Annotated in this window: 17 protein-coding genes; 12 read left to right on the forward strand and 5 right to left on the reverse strand. The window is 59.6% G+C overall.

Annotated features, from left to right (window positions below; translation table 11 throughout):
- The first annotated feature begins 39 nt into the window (after positions 1–39).
- The 11 genes from bamA to PL599_RS10370 all read left to right on the forward strand — a co-directional run bounded on the left by bamA (position 40) and on the right by PL599_RS10370 (position 10,633).
- Positions 40–2,364, forward strand: a complete 2,325-nt coding sequence (bamA, locus tag PL599_RS10320; protein WP_269823989.1) for an outer membrane protein assembly factor BamA — start codon at positions 40–42, stop codon at positions 2,362–2,364.
- 49 nt (positions 2,365–2,413) lie between these two features.
- Positions 2,414–3,481 (forward strand): UDP-3-O-(3-hydroxymyristoyl)glucosamine N-acyltransferase, encoded by a 1,068-nt coding sequence (gene lpxD / locus PL599_RS10325; protein WP_269823988.1) that lies wholly within the window; start codon positions 2,414–2,416, stop codon positions 3,479–3,481.
- Positions 3,474–3,941, forward strand: a complete 468-nt coding sequence (gene fabZ / locus PL599_RS10330; RefSeq protein WP_065653924.1) for a 3-hydroxyacyl-ACP dehydratase FabZ — start codon at positions 3,474–3,476, stop codon at positions 3,939–3,941. The genes lpxD and fabZ overlap by 8 nt, the downstream gene beginning before the upstream one ends.
- Positions 3,938–4,753 carry an acyl-ACP--UDP-N-acetylglucosamine O-acyltransferase gene (gene lpxA, locus PL599_RS10335; protein ID WP_269823987.1) on the forward strand — a complete coding sequence of 272 codons (816 nt, stop codon included), beginning with the start codon at positions 3,938–3,940 and terminating at the stop codon, positions 4,751–4,753. Before fabZ ends, lpxA begins: the two co-directional genes overlap by 4 nt.
- 3 nt (positions 4,754–4,756) lie before the next feature.
- Positions 4,757–5,629, forward strand: a complete 873-nt coding sequence (locus tag PL599_RS10340; protein WP_269823986.1) for an LpxI family protein — start codon at positions 4,757–4,759, stop codon at positions 5,627–5,629.
- Positions 5,630–5,633: 4 nt separating this feature from the next.
- Complete coding sequence (gene lpxB / locus PL599_RS10345) at positions 5,634–6,818, forward strand: lipid-A-disaccharide synthase (RefSeq protein WP_269823985.1); 1,185 nt, start codon at positions 5,634–5,636, stop codon at positions 6,816–6,818.
- Positions 6,819–7,010: 192 nt separating this feature from the next.
- Complete coding sequence (locus PL599_RS10350; RefSeq protein WP_077982370.1) at positions 7,011–7,721, forward strand: GntR family transcriptional regulator; 711 nt, start codon at positions 7,011–7,013, stop codon at positions 7,719–7,721.
- A gap of 6 nt (positions 7,722–7,727) precedes the next feature.
- On the forward strand, positions 7,728–8,513 hold the full coding sequence (locus PL599_RS10355) for a transporter substrate-binding domain-containing protein (RefSeq protein WP_269823984.1): 786 nt from the start codon (positions 7,728–7,730) through the stop codon (positions 8,511–8,513).
- Positions 8,514–8,593: 80 nt separating this feature from the next.
- Positions 8,594–9,265: an amino acid ABC transporter permease gene (locus tag PL599_RS10360; protein WP_269823983.1), complete on the forward strand. Its 672-nt coding sequence runs from the start codon at positions 8,594–8,596 to the stop codon at positions 9,263–9,265.
- Positions 9,262–9,921, forward strand: coding sequence for an amino acid ABC transporter permease (locus PL599_RS10365; protein ID WP_003521390.1), 660 nt, complete (start codon positions 9,262–9,264; stop codon positions 9,919–9,921). The genes PL599_RS10360 and PL599_RS10365 overlap by 4 nt, the downstream gene beginning before the upstream one ends.
- Positions 9,899–10,633, forward strand: a complete 735-nt coding sequence (locus PL599_RS10370; RefSeq protein ID WP_269823982.1) for an amino acid ABC transporter ATP-binding protein — start codon at positions 9,899–9,901, stop codon at positions 10,631–10,633. Before PL599_RS10365 ends, PL599_RS10370 begins: the two co-directional genes overlap by 23 nt.
- Positions 10,634–10,710: 77 nt before the next feature.
- On the opposite strand, the gene gltA is transcribed toward PL599_RS10370, so the two are convergent.
- A complete protein-coding gene (gltA, locus tag PL599_RS10375; protein ID WP_003502585.1) occupies positions 10,711–12,000 on the reverse strand; it encodes a citrate synthase in 1,290 nt (429 codons plus the stop codon).
- Positions 12,001–12,307: 307 nt separating this feature from the next.
- On the opposite strand from gltA, the gene PL599_RS10380 reads away from it, so the two are divergent.
- Positions 12,308–14,737, forward strand: coding sequence for a ComEC/Rec2 family competence protein (locus PL599_RS10380; RefSeq protein ID WP_269824031.1), 2,430 nt, complete (start codon positions 12,308–12,310; stop codon positions 14,735–14,737).
- Between the two features lie 19 nt (positions 14,738–14,756).
- On the opposite strand, the gene PL599_RS10385 is transcribed toward PL599_RS10380, so the two are convergent.
- The 4 genes from PL599_RS10385 to PL599_RS10400 form a co-directional block, all read right to left on the reverse strand.
- Positions 14,757–15,434, reverse strand: coding sequence for a glutathione S-transferase family protein (locus PL599_RS10385; protein ID WP_142912172.1), 678 nt, complete (start codon positions 15,432–15,434; stop codon positions 14,757–14,759).
- Between the two features lie 252 nt (positions 15,435–15,686).
- A complete protein-coding gene (gene lexA / locus PL599_RS10390) occupies positions 15,687–16,409 on the reverse strand; it encodes a transcriptional repressor LexA (RefSeq protein ID WP_077982364.1) in 723 nt (240 codons plus the stop codon).
- Positions 16,410–16,707: 298 nt separating this feature from the next.
- A complete protein-coding gene (locus PL599_RS10395) occupies positions 16,708–17,430 on the reverse strand; it encodes an ABC transporter ATP-binding protein (protein ID WP_269823981.1) in 723 nt (240 codons plus the stop codon).
- Complete coding sequence (locus PL599_RS10400) at positions 17,427–19,199, reverse strand: branched-chain amino acid ABC transporter ATP-binding protein/permease (RefSeq protein WP_269823980.1); 1,773 nt, start codon at positions 19,197–19,199, stop codon at positions 17,427–17,429. Before PL599_RS10400 ends, PL599_RS10395 begins: the two co-directional genes overlap by 4 nt.
- Position 19,200: the final 1 nt, after the last annotated feature.

A 19,200-nucleotide genomic window follows, 5' to 3' on the forward strand; every position in this document is an offset into this window, starting at 1 on the left:
CCGCCCGCTGAGGGACAACGTAAAAAGGTAAGAATTGAAATGAAGGCTGGTTCAAGATTTTTGAACGCTGTGTCGGCGGTTGCTCTGTCTGCCGGTGTTTCTTCGGTTGCGGGCCTTGGTGTGCTTGCCTCTGTTGGCGTTGCACATGCAGCCGTCATCAGCAGGATCGATGTTCGCGGGGCCGAAAGGTCGGGCGCGGACTCCGTGCGTTCCAACATCACCATTGCGCCGGGTAAGAACTTTTCCAATTCGGACATCGATGAATCGGTGAAGCGTCTTTACGCCACAGGTTATTTCTCGAATGTCTCCATGCGCGTTTCCGGCAGCACGCTGGTCGTGACGGTCGACGAGAACCAACTGGTCAATCAGGTGGTCTTCAACGGCAACCGCAAGATCAAGGACGACAAGCTCGCCGGCATCGTGCAGACCCAGTCGATGGGTCCGTTCAATCAGGCAATCGTGACGGCGGATATCGCTCGTATCAAGGAAGCTTACGCAGCCATTGGTCGCAGCGATGTCGAAATCACCACGCAGACCGTTTCTGTCGGTCAGGGCCGGGTGAACATTGCTTTCGTCATCAATGAAGGCGAGCGCACGAAGATCGGTCGCATCGATTTCGTCGGCAACAATGCCTATAGCGATGGTCGTCTGGCCGCCGTCATCAATACCAAGAAGTCCAACATGCTGTCGTTCCTGACGCGTAAGGACGTTTATAACGAGGACAAGCTGCGCGCCGACGAAGAGGCGCTGCGCCAGTTCTACTATAACCGCGGTTATGCCGACTTCCGGGTTGTGTCGTCTGACGCGGTGCTGGACGAATCCAAGAACGAATACACCATCTCGATCACGGTCGATGAAGGCAAGAAATACGATTTCGGCAACGTCGTTGTCGAATCGACCGTTCCGGGTGTTGATGGTGCGGAATTGCAGGGTCTCGTTGAAACCCGCCAGGGTGCAAGCTACAGCGCCAAGGAAGTTCAGCAGAGCATGGAGGCGATTTCCAAGCGCGTGGCCGGCGAAGGTTATCCCTTCGCCCGCGTAACCCCGCGCGGTGACCGCGACATGGCGGGCAACACCATCGGTGTGACCTATATCGTCGACCAGGGTGAGCGCGCTTACGTCGAACGTATCGAAATCCGTGGCAACACCCGCACGCGTGACTATGTCATCCGTCGCGAATTCGATATTTCCGAAGGCGATGCGTTCAACCAGACGGTCATCACGGCTGCAAAGCGCCGTCTCGAAGCGCTCGGCTATTTCTCGAAGGTCAATATTTCGACCGCCGGCGGCAGCGCGCCTGACCGTGTCGTGATCGTGGTTGACGTTGAAGATCAGTCGACGGGTTCGTTCGGTATCGGCGCCGGCTACTCGCAGAACGACGGTGTGCTGCTCGAAGCCTCCATCGAAGAGAAGAACTTCCTCGGCCGCGGCCAATACATCCGTCTCGCCGCCGGTGCGGGTGAAGACGATGCACGCAGCTATACGCTGTCCTTCACGGAGCCTTATTTCCTCGGCTACCGTCTGGCAGCAGGTTTTGACCTGTTCAAGAGCCAGAGCCGCAGCGAAGACTATTATGACTACGACGAGCAGGGCTTCTCGCTGCGCGTGACCGCGCCGATTACCGAGGACCTCTCAACGACGTTCAAGTACACCTACAAGCAGATCAATTATGACGGTGAGGGCGACTGGGAAACCGGCAGCAACCTTGCCGAACCCTACAAGGACCTGATCCGTGGCGGTGACTGGACACAGTCCATTATTTCGAACACGCTGAACTACAATACGCTCGACGACCGCAACATGCCGCGCGAAGGCTGGCAGGCTGCTTTGACGAACGAATTTGCAGGTCTCGGCGGCGATTCCGAATATTACAAGATTTACGCCAAGGCTCGCTTCTTCTACACGCTTTCCGATGAGTACGATGTCATCGGCTCTCTGACCGGCCAGGCCGGTCACGTGGTGCCGACAGGCGACAATCTGCTTGTGTTCGATCAGTTCAAGTTCGGCGGTCGTCAGGTTCGGGGCTTCAAGAACGATGGTATCGGTCCGCGCATCGGTTCCGACTCCATCGGCGGCACGACCTATTTCGCCGCTTCTGCTGAAGTCTCGGCTCCGATGCCTGGGGTTCCGGAAGATTTCGGCCTGCGCCTTGCTGGCTTCGTGGATGCAGGCACGCTCTATGGCAACAAGGTTGCCAACAGCGCCGGTGTGAAGGACGACAACTCCATCCGCGCATCCGCCGGTGTGGGTGTGATGTGGGCATCGCCTTTCGGTCCGATCCGTGTCGACTACGCCGTGCCTTTCGCTAAGGAAGACTACGACGAGGAACAGCGTTTCCGGTTTGGCATGTCCAATACTTTCTGATATCGGCAGTCCAGAACTGCAACTTTGAACGTTCTGGAGTTTCCGGCTGATGGAATACAACGCCTTTTTTCCGCCCCACGAGGGACTGCGATTGAAAGATATCGCAGACCGTCTTGGGGCGGAACTGTCTGATGACGTAGCGGGAGAGCGGATCATTCGCTCCGTCGCGCCGGTCTACCGGGCAAAACCCGATCAGCTCTGCTATATTCTTTCGCGCAAGAACCGCGACGAGCTGCAGACCTGCGACGCTGGCGCCGTGATTTGTGACGCCGCACTTGTGGATATGCTTCCGTCTCACACCCCTGCGCTGATATCGAAAAACCCGCACACGCTGTTTGCGCAGGTTGGTGCCTTGCTGCATCCTTCCGCCATGCGTCCTGGTCCGATTGCGCGTATGGACGCTGAAATTTCCCATGCTGCGCATGTCGATCCATCCGCGAAGCTGGAGGCGGGCGTCATCGTCGAGTCGCTCGCCGTGATTGGAGCTGGCGCCCATATTGGCGCGGGTACGCGCATCGGTCCTGGGGTCATCATCGGGCAGGATGTGCAGATCGGGCGCGATTGCACCATTGCCGGCGGCGCAAGCGTTCTTGCGGCCCTCATCGGTAATAATGTGATTATCCATAACGGCGCGCGCATCGGTCAGGATGGTTTCGGTTATGCGCCCGGTCCGCGCGGCATGCTGAAGATCGTGCAGATCGGCCGGGTCATCATTCAGGACAATGTCGAGATTGGCGCCAACACCACGATTGATCGCGGCACCATGGATGACACGGTCATCGGCGAAGGCACCAAGATCGACAATCAGGTCCAGATCGGCCACAACGTGCGCATCGGCCGCCATTGCGGCATCGTCAGCAAGGTTGGCATCGCGGGCAGCACCCGCATAGGCGACGGTGTGATGATTGGCGGTGCGGCCGGAATCAATGGCCATATCAACATTGGCGACGGCGTACAGATTGCGGCGATGAGCGGTGTTGTGGCGGACGTGCCGGCAGGCGCCCGTTATGGCGGCACGCCTGCGCGTCCGATGAAATATTTCCTGCGCGACATGGCCGAAATTCTGGCGCGCGCTGAAGGGCGTGATAAAAAAACAGGAGAGAAAAAAAATGACTGAAGAAACGAAGACGGCGCTCGGCGCGGCTGACATTCTGGAAGTCATGAAGCTTCTGCCGCATCGTTACCCGTTCCTGCTGATCGACAAGATCATTGAGATCGATGGTAACAATTCGGCGATCGGCATCAAGAACGTCACTGTCAACGAACCGCATTTCACCGGTCATTTCCCGGACCGGCCGATCATGCCCGGCGTTCTGATCGTTGAGGCCATGGCCCAGACGGCGGGTGCGATCTGCGCTCGCAGCCAGGGTGAGGGCGGTCACCTAGTCTATTTCATGACAATCGACAATGCGCGTTTCCGCAAACCCGTGGTCCCCGGCGATCGTCTGGAAATTCACGTCGTCAAGCAGCGCCAGCGCGGCAATGTCTTCAAATTCCATTGCGAAGCGAAGGTGGACGGCGCGCTGGTGGCGGAGGCTGATGTCGGCGCCATGATGATCCCCGAGGATCAGCAATGAGCACGATTGCCGCCTCGGCCAGAATTCATCCAAGCGCCGTGATCGAAGACGGTGCGGTGATCGGTGAAAACGTCGTCATCGGTGCGCTGAGCTATGTCGGTGCAAAAGTCACGCTGCATGAAGATGTCCAGATGCACAATCACGCCGTTGTTTCCGGCCTGACCGTGATCGGCCGTGGCTCGGTTGTCCATCCCATGGCGGTCATCGGCGGCGCGCCGCAGGCGGTTCGCCACGACGGTTCGGAAACGACGCTCGAGATCGGTGAGCGCTGCATCATGCGTGAAGGCGTGACGATGAATGCCGGCAGTTCCGATGGCAGCGGCAAGACCGTTATCGGCGACGATAATCTTTTCCTCGCCAATTCGCATGTGGCGCATGATTGCCGCCTCGGCAGCCATATCATCCTGTCGAACAATGTGATGCTGGCGGGCCATGTCACCATCGAGGACCGCGCGATTCTGGGCGGCGGCTGCGCCGTGCACCAGTTCACGCGCATCGGCCGCCAGGCCTTCATCGGCGGGCTGTCGGCGGTCAATTACGATGTCATTCCCTATGGCATGCTGAATGGCAATCCCGGCATCCTTGGCGGTCTGAACGTCGTCGGCATGACCCGCGCCGGCATTGAGCGCGCCGATATCCACAAGGTCAGACGCGTCTACAAGGCGATTTTCGAGGCCGAAGGCACGATCCGCGGCAATGCCGCAGCCATTGACCGTAACGACTATCTGGATTGCCCGCAGGCGCTTGAAGTCATCGATTTCATCGGTGCGGATAGCGACCGCGCAATCTCCTCGCCCAACCGGGGCAAGTGAGCCGTGACAGGCGGCGGGCGTCTCGCCATTGTGGCCGGCAGCGGCCAGCTGCCGCTATATGTGGCCGCTGCCGCCCGTGAGATGGGCGAGAACCCTTTCATCGTGCGCCTGCGCGATGATTCCCGTTTGGACTGGAGCGGTTTCGACAATGCCGTGATCAGTGTCGGCGATGTCGCCGGGCTAGGCCGTCTGCTGCGTGAAAACCGGGTAGACCGTGTCGTGCTATCCGGCGCCGTGGCGCGGCGTCCGGAATGGCGGGAGATTCGACCCACAGTCGGCATCCTGCTCAAACTGCCTTCGATTGTCAGGACGCTGCTGTCGAGCGGCGACGACGCCGTTCTTCAGATGGTTATCAAGATCATCGGCACGCTCGGCGCAAAAGTCATCGGTGCCCACGAAATCGCACCCGGCCTGCTGGCCGCGATAGGCCCTTTCGGTACGCAAAAACCTGCCGAGGATGATCTGCGAGATATACGCAAGGCGGCTGAGGCTGCGCTCGCGCTTGGCAAGCTCGATGTGGGGCAGGGCGCGGTCGCCGTCGGTGGCCGTATCGTCGCGCTGGAAGGCGTTGAGGGAACGGATGCCATGCTGGCGCGCGTCGCGGCATTGCGTGCGGAGGGACGGATATCCCCGCGCCGCAAGGGCGTGCTCGTAAAGCTGTGCAAGCCGCAGCAGGATGTGCGCGCTGACCTGCCGACAATCGGTGTGGAAACGGTTGAGAATGCGCGAAAGGCCGGGCTGGCAGGTATCGCCGTCGAAGCCGGGCGGGCGCTGGTACTCGATCGCGAGGCGATGTTGAAAGCGGCCGATGAGGCGGGCATATTCGTCTGCGGCATCGATACGTCACTTGGCGGAGATATGATGGGGGAGGCCTGATCGGATGACGGCGGCATTAAAAGTGGCGGTCATAGCCGGGGAGGTATCCGGCGATCTTTTAGGCGCGGATCTGATCCGCTCGCTCAAGGCCCAATATGCGGGGCCTGTCGAGCTGGTGGGTGTGGGCGGCGAAATGCTGGAAGCGCAGGGACTGGTTTCCCTGTTCGACTATTCCGAGCTCTCCATCATGGGCTTCACGCAGGTTCTGAAAAAACTGCCGAAGCTCATTGCGCGGATCAACCAGACCGCTCAGGCAATCGCTGCCGCAAAGCCCGATATTCTGCTGATCATCGACAGCCCGGATTTCACCCATCGCGTTGCGAAAAAAGTCCGCAAACAATTACCGCATCTGCCGGTCGTCAATTACGTCTGTCCCAGTGTCTGGGCCTGGAAGGAATATCGCGCCACCGCGATGCTCTCCTATGTCGACCACGTTCTGGCCTTGCTGCCTTTCGAGCCTGAGGCCATGCAGCGTCTTGGCGGCCCACCGACGACATTCGTCGGCCACCGGCTCAGCGTCGATCCCGACGTGCTCGCCGTGCGGCAGAAGCGGACAGAGCGGCTTCTTCCGGAACAGGGCCAGCCGAGAACCATCCTTCTCCTGCCGGGATCGCGCTCCACTGAGACGACGCGGTTGATGGAGCCGTTTCAGGAAGCGGCGAAGGCCTTCGTGAGCCGCAACGGCCCCACCCGGTTCCTGCTGCCCACCGTACCGCGTCAGGAACATCGCGTCCGCGAAATGGCAGCGGCGTGGCCGGACGATATCAGGCCCGAAATCGGTATCGACTCTGCTTTTAAATGGAACGCTTTTGCGCAGGCCGATGCGGCCATTGCCGCTTCCGGCACCGTCATTCTCGAACTGGCGCTGGCTGGCGTGCCGACAATCTCGGTCTACAAGACCGACTGGATTTTCACCATTCTGAGCAAGCGGGTGAAGACCTGGACGGGCGCTTTGCCGAATCTGATTGCCGATTACGCCATCATACCGGAATATTTCAACGAGGTGGTGCGAGCAGGGTCGATGCTGCGCTGGGCCGAGCGCCTGTCTTCCGATACCACCGAACGGCGGGCGATGCTGGAAGGTTACGCGCTGGTGCAGCAGCGTCTGCATACGGATGTTCCTCCCGGGGAAACTGGTGCAGCCATTCTTCTCGATATCCTGAAGAACAAAAACAGCCGCTCAGCCTGATCATATTTCTCTTGTCCGGGCGTCGGAATTTCGGTTCGTGGGCAGGTAACGCTCGGCTCCACCTGCCGCCGATCAAGGCAGGCGAGGGCTCTGTTTTAACGCATTTGATCGTTAGGGCGGCAAGCAACTGATCATCAGGCGCCCGAGAACCGCTAAATTTCCATCTGGCACACCTCTTGCTTTCAATCTTGTATGCAAGATAGCCATACATCAGAAAGCGCCCAGAGCGCGGTAGAAGACGCCATCATCTCCGGCATTCTTTCCGCGCGCATCCGCCCGGGCACCCGCCTCAGCGAGAACCAGCTCGCCAGCCTTTTCGGCGTGTCACGCACGCGCATCCGCGAGGCGATGATGCGGCTGGAGACGCGTGGCATCGTCACCGTCAGTCCGCGCCGCGGCTGGTTCGTGGTGGAGCCTTCTGCCGAAGAATCCATCAAGGTCTATGAGGCGCGGCGAATCATAGAATACGGACTGTTGCGCAATCTTTCCGGCGTCAGCGCGCAAGGCATCGCAATCCTCGCCAATCATCTCGATGAGGAGAAGGCGGCGATTGCCAAAGGCGATCGCCAGCGCCTGACCTGCCTGATGGGTGATTTTCACATCCGTATCGCCGAAATCGCCGGAAACGATATCATCGTCGAAACGCTGCGCGACCTGACCGCCAGAACCATCCTCATCTCCATGCTCTACCAGTCCGATTTCCATGCGCAGCAGTCGCACGACGGACATTGCCGTATCTTCGAAGCGATCAAGGCGGCCGATTTTCATGGCGCCGCTGAACTCGCCATCCGCCATCTCGACGAAGTTGAAACGGGTCTCGATCTCACCCGCAGGCCGGACCCGCTCTACGAGCTTCGCAATTCCCTTTCAATGCAGCCCCTTTCCTCAAGCCTCAAGGAGTAATTCCCAATGTTTTCCAGACGTTCATTGCTTGCCATCGCCGCAATTTCCGCAACACTCGGTTTTTCGCCGGCAGCCTTTGCCGATGCGCTCGGTGATATCACGTCCCGCGGCACGATCCGCGTTGCGGTTCCACAGGATTTCCCGCCCTTCGGCAGCGTCGGCACGGATATGGCGCCGCAGGGTTACGATATTGATGTCGCCAATCTGATCGGCGAGAAGCTCGGCGTGAAGGTTGAACTCGTGCCGGTGACAAGTGCCAACCGCGTTCCCTATCTTCAGACCAACAAGGTCGATCTCGTCATCTCGAGCCTCGGCAAGAACCCGGACCGTGAAAAGGTCATCGACTTCTCGACCGCCTATGCGCCTTTTTATAATGGCGTCTTTGCCCCAGACTCGCTTGCCGTCACCAAGGCGGAAGATTTAGCCGGCAAGACCATCGGCGTTACCCGTGGCGCGGTCGAGGATCTGGAACTGACCAAGGTTGCTCCGGCCGACACCACCATCAAGCGCTACGAGGACAATAACGGCACGATTTCCGCCTTCCTTGCCGGCCAGGTGGAAGCCGTGGCCACGGGCAATGTCGTGGCCGCTGCCATTCTGGCGAAGAACCCGCCGAAGCGTCCCGAGCTGAAATTCCTGATCAAGAATTCCCCCTGCTATATCGGCCTGAACAAGGAACAGCCGGCGCTTCTGGAAAAGGTCAACGCCATCATTGCGACTGCAAAGACCGATGGTTCGCTGAACACGATCGCGCAGAAATGGCTGAAAACCGATCTTCCGAAGGATCTCTGACCAACCTGGCAAATCCAGGCGCCGGCCGTGCCTGATCGCGGCCCGGCGCATGGTTTGTCCTCCCCGAAAGGAAATATCGGGTGAAATACAAATTCGATTTTGGGTGGCTTCTCGATTATTACCCGCAGATCGCCAAGGGCATTGCCATCACGCTGGAATTGATCGCCGTCGGCGGCGTTCTTGGCATCGCGCTCGGCATATTCTGCGCCTGGGTACGCGCGCTTGGCCCCAAATGGCTGAGGCCGCCGGTTGCGACCTATGTAGAGCTCATTCGCAATACGCCATTTCTCATACAATTGTTTTTTATCTTCTTCGGCCTGCCGTCGCTTGGCCTGCAACTGTCGGAATTGAGCGCGGCCAATATCGCCATGGTAGTCAATCTCGGAGCCTATAGCTGCGAGATCATCCGTGCCGGCATTCAGGCGACGCCCAAGGGCCAGTTCGAGGCCGGGGCAAGCCTTGCCATGACCCGTTTCGAAACCTTCCGGCATGTGGTGCTGGTGCCCTCACTGCAACGCATCTGGCCAGCGCTATCTTCGCAGGTGGTAATCGTCATGCTTGGCTCGTCGGTCGTGTCGCAGATTGCCGCCGAGGACCTGACTTTCGCGGCCAATTTCATCCAGTCGCGCACCTTCCGCGCCTTTGAAGCCTACATGGTCTCCACCGTCATCTATCTCGTGCTGGCCATTCTGTTGAGGCAGGTGCTTGTCATGGGCGGCAACCTCATCTTTCCCCGCAGGAGTGTCCGATGATTGAATTCTCCACCTGGGATATTCTCAGAAACCTGCTGCTCGCCACGCGCTGGACCGTGCTGCTGTCGCTCGTCTCCTTTGCCGGCGGTGGTCTGGTGGCGCTGCTTCTGCTGTTCATGCGCATTTCCCGCAAAAAATCGATGCGGGCTTTCGCACGCTATTATGTCGAGCTTTTCCAGGGAACGCCGCTTTTGATGCAGCTTTTCATCGCCTTTTTCGGCCTCGGCCTGTTCGGCATCGATGTGCCGGCCTGGTTGGCGGCGGGCTTGACGCTGATCCTGTGGGCGGCCGCCTTTCTCACCGAAATCTGGCGTGGATGCGTCGAATCCGTTGCGAAAGGCCAATGGGAAGCGTCGGCAAGCCTTGCCATGGGACGCCTGCAACAGATGCGCTACGTCATCCTGCCGCAGGCCATGCGGGTGGCCATTCCGCCAACTGTGGGTTTCTTCGTACAGGTCATCAAGGGAACGGCGGTGACCTCAATCATCGGCTTCGTAGAACTGTCCAAGGCCGGCACGGTCGTCACCAACGCCACCTTCCAGCCCTTCACCGTTTATGGCCTCGTCGCCCTCATCTATTTCGCGCTGTGCTGGCCTCTGTCGAAGAGCAGCCAGATCCTCGAAAGGAAGCTCAATGTCGCTCATCGAAATCACTGAAGTCCGCAAAAGCTATGGCAGCAACGAGGTTTTGAAAGGCATCAACCTCGATGTGGAGCCCGGTGAGGTCATCGCCATCATCGGCAAGAGCGGATCGGGCAAATCCACCCTGCTTCGCTGCATCAATGGGCTGGAGACGATTTCGGCCGGCTCCATATCGGTTGCCGGCGCGCAGCTTCTCGACGATGATCTGCATCTGAAAGCCCTGCGGCTGAAGGTCGGCATGATCTTCCAGCAGTTCAACCTCTTCCCGCACCAGACGGTTGGCGGCAACGTCATGCTGTCTCAGACCGTGGTGAAGAAGACACCGAAGCCGGACGCGGAAGCTGTTGCCCGCAAGATGCTTGAGCGGGTGGGGCTGGCGCATAAGTTCGACGCCTATCCGGACGAATTATCCGGTGGCCAGCAGCAGCGCGTCGCCATTGCCCGCGCACTCGCGATGCAGCCCATTGCACTTCTTTGCGACGAGATCACCTCGGCGCTCGATCCCGAGCTGGTCTCGGAGGTGCTGGCGGTGGTGCGGGAACTCGCCGGCGAAGGCATGACGCTGCTGATGGTGACGCATGAGATGAAGTTTGCGCGCGACGTCTGCTCACGCGTCGTTTTCATGCATGAGGGCAGGGTGCATGAAATCGGCCCACCGGAGGAGGTGTTCTCTAATCCCTCCACACCCGAGCTCAAGCAGTTTCTGGGCGTTGCGGCGCGCCACTGAGAACCATCAGGACCAACAACAAAAAAAGGCCGGCGGGTGAAAACCTGCCGGCCTTTGATTTTACAGGGTTTCGCGGCTTAGCGCTTGGAAACCGGGACGTAGTCGCGCTTGCCGGCGCCCGTATAGAGCTGGCGCGGACGGCCGATACGCTGCTGCGGATCTTCGATCATCTCGTTCCACTGTGCGATCCAGCCGACGGTGCGGGCAAGAGCGAAAAGAACGGTAAACATGGTCGTGGGGAAGCCCAGCGCCTTCAGCGTGATGCCGGAATAGAAGTCGACATTCGGGTAAAGCTTCTTTTCGACGAAGTAGGGGTCGGAAAGGGCGATCTTTTCCAGTTCCAGCGCGACCTGCATGATAGGATCGTCGGAATTGCCGGTGGCTTCCAGCACTTCGTACATCGTCTTCTGCATGATCTTGGCGCGCGGGTCGTAGTTCTTGTAGACGCGGTGGCCAAAGCCCATCAGGCGGAACGGATCGTTCTTGTCCTTGGCGCGGGCGATATATTCCGGAATACGGTCAACCGTGCCGATTTCGTTGAGCATATTGAGCGCCGCTTCATTGGCGCCACCGTGAGCGGGACCCCAAAGGCAGGCGATACCAGCCGCGATACAGGCGAACGGATTTGCACCCGACGAACCGGCGAGACGCACCGTGGAGGTGGAGGCGTTCTGCTCGTGATCGGCATGCAGGATGAAGATGCGATCCATGGCGCGGGCCAGAACCGGATCCACCTTGTAGTCCTCGCAAGGCACGGCAAAGCACATGTGCAGGAAGTTGGAGGCGTAATCCAGATCGTTCTTCGGGTAAACGAAGGGCTGGCCGATATGATACTTGTAGGCCATGGCGGCGATCGTCGGCATCTTCGCGATCATGCGCAGCGAAGCGACCATGCGCTGGTGCGGATCGGTGATGTCGGTAGAGTCGTGATAGAAGGCCGAGAGCGCGCCGACCGTGCCGCACATGACGGCCATCGGATGCGCATCGCGACGATAGCCGGTGAAGAAGCGGCTCATCTGCTCATGCACCATGGTGTGGCGCGTGACGCGGGTGTCGAAGTCCTTCTTCTGCGCAGCCGTCGGCAATTCGCCGTAGAGCAGCAGATAGCAGGTTTCCAGGAAATCGCCCTGTTCGGCGAGCTGCTCGATGGGGAAACCACGGTGCAGGAGAACGCCCTCGTCACCGTCGATATAGGTGATCTTGGATTCGCAGGAGGCCGTCGACGTGAAACCCGGGTCGTAGGTGAAGGAGCCCGTGTGCTTGTAGAGCGTGGCGATATCGACGACGCTTGGTCCAATCGTGCCTTCCCTGACCGGGAGTTCCACCTGCTTTTCGCCAAGTGTCACTGTAGCGCTTTTTTCCGTCATACTGATCCTCCGAAAACATGCGGGTGGGGGCGTTGAGAAACACCCCGCGGTTAAGCGTCTACCGATTAGCTATATGATCCTTGCGCCGATGCCAAGCTATCCAAAGGTCAAATTGTGCATTGCGGCAAACGCAATTGCGTTGCTTTTCGCTTTATCGATCATGGCAACTCAATCTCGGTCAACGCAGGGTTAAAGGAAAACATTGCAATCCCGCGCGTCCACCTGCAAACCTGTTTCCGGTGCGGCAGGGGCGCGGCGCAGATTGCTTGATCAAGGGGAAAAACAGCATTTCGGATATGCCGAAACGATGCAGGGCGGCTTGCCCCGCACGGCGGATATCCTGTCACCGCTGCGCCGGACCGGCGAGATCGCGACGTATGGTCTGCCGGCCCTTGCCAGCAGGCCGAAACCGCAAGCGGCTATTATCCGTAAAATCACCAACTGCCTCGCCGAAGAACGCGCATTCGGCCATGATTTTCTTTTCGTGCCGGTCTTCATCGGCTGTGGAGCGATCCTCTGGTTTTCCCTTGATGCAGCACCCTCATTGCCGCTTCTTGTTGTTCTATTTTCGCTCGCCGCCGGCCTGGCATTCGCCACCCGATATCACGCGACTCTGGTGGCCACGGCGTGCAGCCTCGTCGCACTGCTGTTGCTGGGCATGCTTTTTGCCGAATTCGAAACGCGGAGGGCAGGGACGGTGGTGCTGGATGCGCCCGTTACCACCACTATTACCGGCACTGTGATGCGCCGAGAGGTCGATGCCCGCGGCGATTGGCGTTATGTGGTGCAGCTGGCTGCGACAAAAGCGCCGGCATTGTCACGCCTGCCTGGAAAGGTTTCGCTGCTGGCCCGCGGCGGCGGAAAGCCGGTGGCACTCGGTGCGATCATTCGCGGCAAGGCGCGGCTTTCGCCGCCATCCGGTCCGGCCTTGCCCGGTCTCAATGATTTCGCCTTCGCCTCCTATTTCAGGGGCATAGGCGCGACCGGCTTTTTTTACAAGCCGCCGCAGACGATCACTGCCCCTGATATCGACGCAAAGGATGATTGGCTGGAATGGGCCGATATGCGGCTTTACGGCCTGCGCACCGCCATTGCCGAGCGCATCCGCAGCACCATCGGCGGTGACGCCGGCGCTTTTGCCGCCTCCATCGTCACCGATGAGAGACAGGCCATATCGGCGGAAACAATGGAAGCCCTGCGGCTTTCCGGCCTCGCCCATATCGTTGCCATATCCGGGCTCAACATGGCGCTGGCGTCAGGCATATTCTTCGTGGGATTGCGGCTCGCCTTCAGCCTGTTTCCGGCCTTTGCTCAACGCTGGCCGGTGAAGAAGATATCCGCTTTTGCGGCGCTGCTGATGACGCTCGCCTATTACCTGATATCAGGTTTTGCCGTCTCTGCCGAACGCGCCTGGCTGATGATGTCGGTGATGCTGATTGCGGTACTGTTCGATCAGCCGTCGCTCAGCCTCAGAAATGTTGCGCTGTCCGCTCTCGTCATCCTCGCGCTGTCTCCTTCGGAAATCATGGGGCCGAGCTTCCAGATGTCCTTCGCCGCAACGATCGCGCTCGTTGCGGCCTATGCCGCCTGGAGCCGATGGCGCACCGACCGGGAGCGTCTGTTTATCGGGCGCAAACCGGCGTGGATGACGGTGGCGGGAACGGCAGGCGCCGTCATCGGCGGTGTCGTCACTACATCGCTGATCGGCGGGCTTTCGACGGCGATCTATTCCGCCGAGCATTTCCAGCGTGTCACCACCTATGGACTTTTCGCCAATCTGGCAGCCATGCCGCTGATGTCGCTGGTCGTCATGCCCTTCGGCCTCATCGCCATGCTGTTGATGCCCTTCGGGCTGGATGCACCATTTCTGAAGGTCATGGGTTACGGCATGGCGCTTGTTATCGAGGTTGCGCAGGAAGTGGCGTCCTGGGGCGGCAGCGCTGCGACCGGGCGGCCGCATGGCTGGTTCATCGGCATCGCCTCCGTGGGTTTCCTGCTGCTGACATTGCTGCGCACCCGTTTGGCGCTACTCGGTTTGCCACCTCTGATATTGGCCTTCGGCCTCTCTGGAGCCGTCGCCCAACGCGGTCTGCCTGATCTGCTTGTCCATGAGGAAGGCAAGCTGGTGGCGCTTCTGGACGAGGGCAGGGTCTACACCACAAAAACGCGGCCGCAGGGCTTCATCTATGAGCAATGGCAGAGGGCGCTGCTGTTGCCTGACAAACCGCTCCCACCGGTCCTTCTCAAGATGGGGGCTCCGACAACAACCGTTGCTCTCACCACCAAATCCAAGCTGGCGCCGGAGGACATGAAGGCCGTGGCGCGGGAGATGATAACGACGCTGAGAGATGCCGCACCCGGTGTCTTCACCTGCAGAACAGGCATCTGGTGTGCGGCGCGCGCGGGAAGCGGCGAATTTATCATAGTGCTGGAAGACGGCCGGTTTGCCGGGAAAGCCTGTGACATCGCCGATATTGTCATCGTCTCCCGCAGAACCTCGTTTGCGCAATGCCGCTCGGGCGCCCTGCTGCTCAATCGCGACACATTAAGACGCATCGGCTCGGTAGAGATAAATTTCGCCGGCAGCGAACAGGCGGGGGTGGTGGGGCGGATGCGCGCGGCAACCGCCAGCACCGACAGGCCGTGGAGCGAACATCGCTTCTACGACTGGAAGAGCGGGCGCTTTGACCATGAGGTGCCTGAAGCCGTCACTCAGGTGCTGACGGCATCGCAGTGAGTGCTGCCAGCATGATTTATCAGGCCTTGGCGCGCAAATCCGCGGTCAATTCGCCAATGCTGCCGATTTCCTCTTCGTGCGGCAGATCGCGCCAGATTTCCTTCAGCCCGGCCTCATACCATTCGCGCATGGCGGGCAGGGCGAGCAGCCTGTCACAATAGGCCTTCGCCGCTGGCGAAAGATCGGCGCCATAGGTCTGGAAACGGAACGCCACCGGGCAGAAGAAGGCATCGACCGCCGTGAATTTTTGACCGGCGAGAAACGGTCCGCCGAATTTTGCGAGGCCTTCGCTCCACAGCGCATCAATGCGTTTTATGTCGGCCGCAAGCCCGGCATCGCCGCCCTTCGGTTTTACGCGGATACCGACCGACATGGGATAGAGATTGCGCAGCGAAGAGAAGCCCGCATGCATTTCACTTGCCGCCGAGCGTGACCAGGCCCGTGCCTGCTTGTCACTTGCCCAGACACCCTGATGTCTCTCGGCCAGATATTCGGCAATCGACAGCGATTCCCAAACCGTCACGCCCTCATCAACAAGGCACGGCACCTTGCCCGTCGGCGAAAAGCTGGAGAAGGCAACACCTTCGCCAAAGGGAACGAGTTTTTCATCAAAGGCGATGCCAAGGGTGCGCATCAAAACCCAGGGCCGCAGAGACCATGAGGAATAGTTCTTGTTGGCAATATAAAGATCGTACATGGCGTTTTCCCCCGATAGGATGCGCATTTCTATATCTGCGAATGGTCTTGGAATATCGCAAAGAATCCATGGCTCCCATAACGCCAATTGATGGATGGATCGTCGTGCACAACCGCATTTTCGCAACGACGAGCGCGTTTGCCATTTAAAAAAGAAAAGGCGCATCAATTCAACGAAATGACGCGCCCTTCATCTTCCAGGCCAAATATGCCGCCGTTCAACCGATTTGGCTTATCCAAACCGGCGGCGGCATCAATGATATCTGCGGATCAATCCCACCAGCTTGCCCTGTATCTTCACCCGATCAGGCCCGAAAATTCGGGTCTCATAGGCCGGGTTTGCAGCTTCCAGCGCGATGGAGGCTCCCTTGCGGCGGAAACGCTTCAGGGTCGCTTCTTCATCATCCACCAGCGCGACGATGATATCACCCGGATTGGCCGTATTGCCGTTGCGGATGATGACGGTATCGCCATCAAAAATGCCGGCCTCGATCATCGAATCACCCTTGACCTCCAGAGCGTAATGTTCGCCCGAACCCAGCATGTCCACAGGTACGGCCACATCATGGGTGTTGTTCTGGATGGCGGAAATCGGCACACCGGCGGCGATGCGGCCCATGACCGGCACGGTGACGGCACCGCCGAGATCATTGGCAGGCGCCTTGGGGGTCGCGGCCGGCTCCGGCGCCTTCGGCTTGCCCAGGCTGCCTTCGATGACGCTCGGTGAGAAACCACGCTGCGGCCTTGCGCCCGGCGTATAGGCCTCAGGTAATTTTATCACTTCCAGCGCTCGCGCCCTGTTGGGTAGCCGGCGAATAAACCCGCGCTCTTCGAGTGCGGTAATCAGCCGGTGGATGCCGGATTTGGAAGCAAGATCGAGTGCGTCCTTCATTTCATCGAAGGAGGGCGGCACGCCGGACTCTTTCATTCTTTCATGAATGAAGAGAAGCAATTCCTGCTGTTTGCGCGTGAGCATGAGGAAAACACCCTTGAGAATCGTCGTTGAGGTCGCGAAACAAATACAGAACGAACACTATATGTTCCATATGTGTTCCGCAATCCCCTAAAATTTCGTGAAGGGTGCATCTCAGATCGTGATTTGATATTCGAAAGCGTGAACTGCCGAGAGCCGGTAGGGTTGGTGACTATTTTTACAATCGGAGGAACTGCTGTCTGAAGTGGGCAATTGAAGGCAGCTCTGTGTTTCAGGCATCCGGTACGACGATCCGTCCGTCTAAGACGGCAAATCGCTCATATCCGTTACGAGGATTTTCTTAGAGGGCGTGTTCGCCCGGTCCGAGATAGCTCGCCATCAGTGCCGGATCGACGGCGAGTTCGGCGGCCGGGCCTGAGCGGCGGACCTCGCCGAGTTCGACGAGGTAGGCCTCGTCGGCGATTTCAAGCGCGGCGCGGGCGTTCTGTTCGACCAGCAGGATGGAGACACCGGTACGACGCAGTTCGGCAACGATGCGCAGGATTTCGGCGACGATCAACGGCGCAAGCCCGAGACTAGGCTCATCCAGCAGCAAAAGCCTCGGCTGGCTCATTAGTGCCCGGGCGAGCGCCAGCATCTGCCTTTCGCCGCCGGAAAGCGTTCCGGCAAGCTGCTTGCTGCGCTCGCGAAGGCGTGGAAAGAGTGCGTGTATTTCCTCACGGGTTGAGTTGCGCTCCTGGCGTGAGCGCAGGAATCCGCCGAGCTCGATATTATCCTCGACGGTCATCGACCCGAACAATTCGCGCCTTTCCGGCACAAGGCAAAGGCCAGCGGCAACCCGGGCCTCGATGGTATCGGGCACTGGCGCGCCGTCGTAAAGAATGGTCCCGCGCGAAGGCACGACGCCCATGATGGCGTTGAGCAGCGTGGTCTTGCCTGCCCCGTTTGCTCCGATGACCGTGACGATGCTGCCGGACGTCATGGAAAGCGAGATGCCATGCACCACCTCCGCCCGGCCATAGGCAACGTGGATGTCTTTGATGTCGAGTAGATGTCCGCTCACGCTGCACCCCCAAGATAAGCCGCGATCACGGCTGGATGTTGCCTGATTTCAGCCGGCTTGCCTTCGGCGATCAGGGTGCCGAAATCGAGGACGACGATGTGATCGACCAGCCCCATGACGAAACCCATGTCATGCTCGACGAGCAGCACGCTCACGCCCTCGGCCCGCAGTTTTTTCAGCAGTGTGGCGAGCTCCTGCTTTTCGCCGTGGCGCAGACCGGCCGCCGGTTCGTCGAGCAGCAGAAGCGTCGGGTTGAGGCAGAGCGCGCGGGCGATTTCCAGAATTCGGATCTGCCCGAGAGCGAGGTCGCCGGCGGGACGGTCGCGATGAGCACCGAGACCGACGCGATCGAGCTGATGGGCGGCTTCGGCAAGCAGCGCCTGCTCCTGTTTTCGCTCCAGCCGGAAGAAGCTCCGGAAAACGCCGGCATTGCCACGCAGATGCGCGCCGAGAGCGACATTTTCGAGCACCGACATGGTTGGAAGGACCTTGGCATGCTGAAAGGTTCTGGCGATGCCGCGTTTGGCGATCAGCCGGGGATTGAGGCCTGAAAGCTTCTGTCCCTGATAGGTGACGTTGCCGCCGGAAAGGCCGAGGATGCCGGTGATGAGATTGAAAGTCGTGCTCTTGCCGGCGCCGTTCGGGCCGATCAGGCCGACGATCTGCCCGGCCTTGATATCGAAGCTGACATCGTTGACCGCCGTCAGTCCGCCAAATGTCTTCCGCACCCGATCGACCCGGACCAGCGGACTGCCGGGCGCAGGCATGTGCCGCGTTTCAAGACTGGCGCCGTCGCGGCGGATGGCGCGCGGCGGCCGGGCAGGCAGGTATTTTTCCAGAAGTGGCCAAAGACCGTCTCGGGAGAGCTGCAGGATCAGGACGAGCAGCACGCCGAACACGATCATTTCTACATTCACCGAGGTGCCGACAAGGCCGGGCAGGACCCGTTGCAGCACCTCTTTCAACACCAGCACCACGGCTGCGCCGAAGATGGCGCCCACAACCCGGCCCGAACCACCGACGACGGCCATCAGCATATAGGTGATGCCCATGTCGAGCCCGAAAGGCGTCGGGTTTATCGACCGCTGCATATGGGCGTAAAGCCAGCCGGACAGCGCTGCTACAACGGCTGCGAAGACGAAGACGGTTAGTTTGGCCCGCTCGATATTCACGCCGAACGCCTCCGCTGCCTGCGAGCCGCCACGCAGGGCGCGAATGCCGCGCCCGACACGGCTGTCGAGCAGGTTCTGCGCGCCGATCGCCACGGCAACGACGAATATCCAGATCACGTAATAGATCGAGCTGCTGCTCATCAGCGGTTCGTTGCCGACCGAGAGTGGTGGAATGCCGGAGATCCCGTCATACCGGCCGAGGAGCTCGATGCGACCGAAAAGGTAATAGATCGCAAGCCCCCAGGCGATGGTGCCGAGCGGCAGGTAGTGTCCGGAAAGCCTGACTGTCATCAGCCCTAGCGGCAGGGCCACGATGACGCCGACAACGAGAGACAGCGGTAGCGTGAGCCAGGGTGAAAAGCCGTAGGCCGTGGTCAGAACCGCCGTCGTATAGGCGCCGAAACCGCAAAAGGCCGCCTGGCCGAAGGAGGTCATGCCACCAACGCCGGTCAACAGCACGAGCCCGATGGCGACCAGAGATGCAAGCCCGATATTGTTGGCGAGCGTCACCCAGAATGGTGGAACCGGCAGCAGCGGGAAGGCGGCGACGAGAAGAAGCGCGGCAATGGCGGGATAAAGGTGTCTGCCGAGGGTCATA

It is taken from the genome of Agrobacterium sp. ST15.16.055, assembly GCF_027956555.1.
Classification (GTDB): domain Bacteria; phylum Pseudomonadota; class Alphaproteobacteria; order Rhizobiales; family Rhizobiaceae; genus Agrobacterium; species Agrobacterium salinitolerans.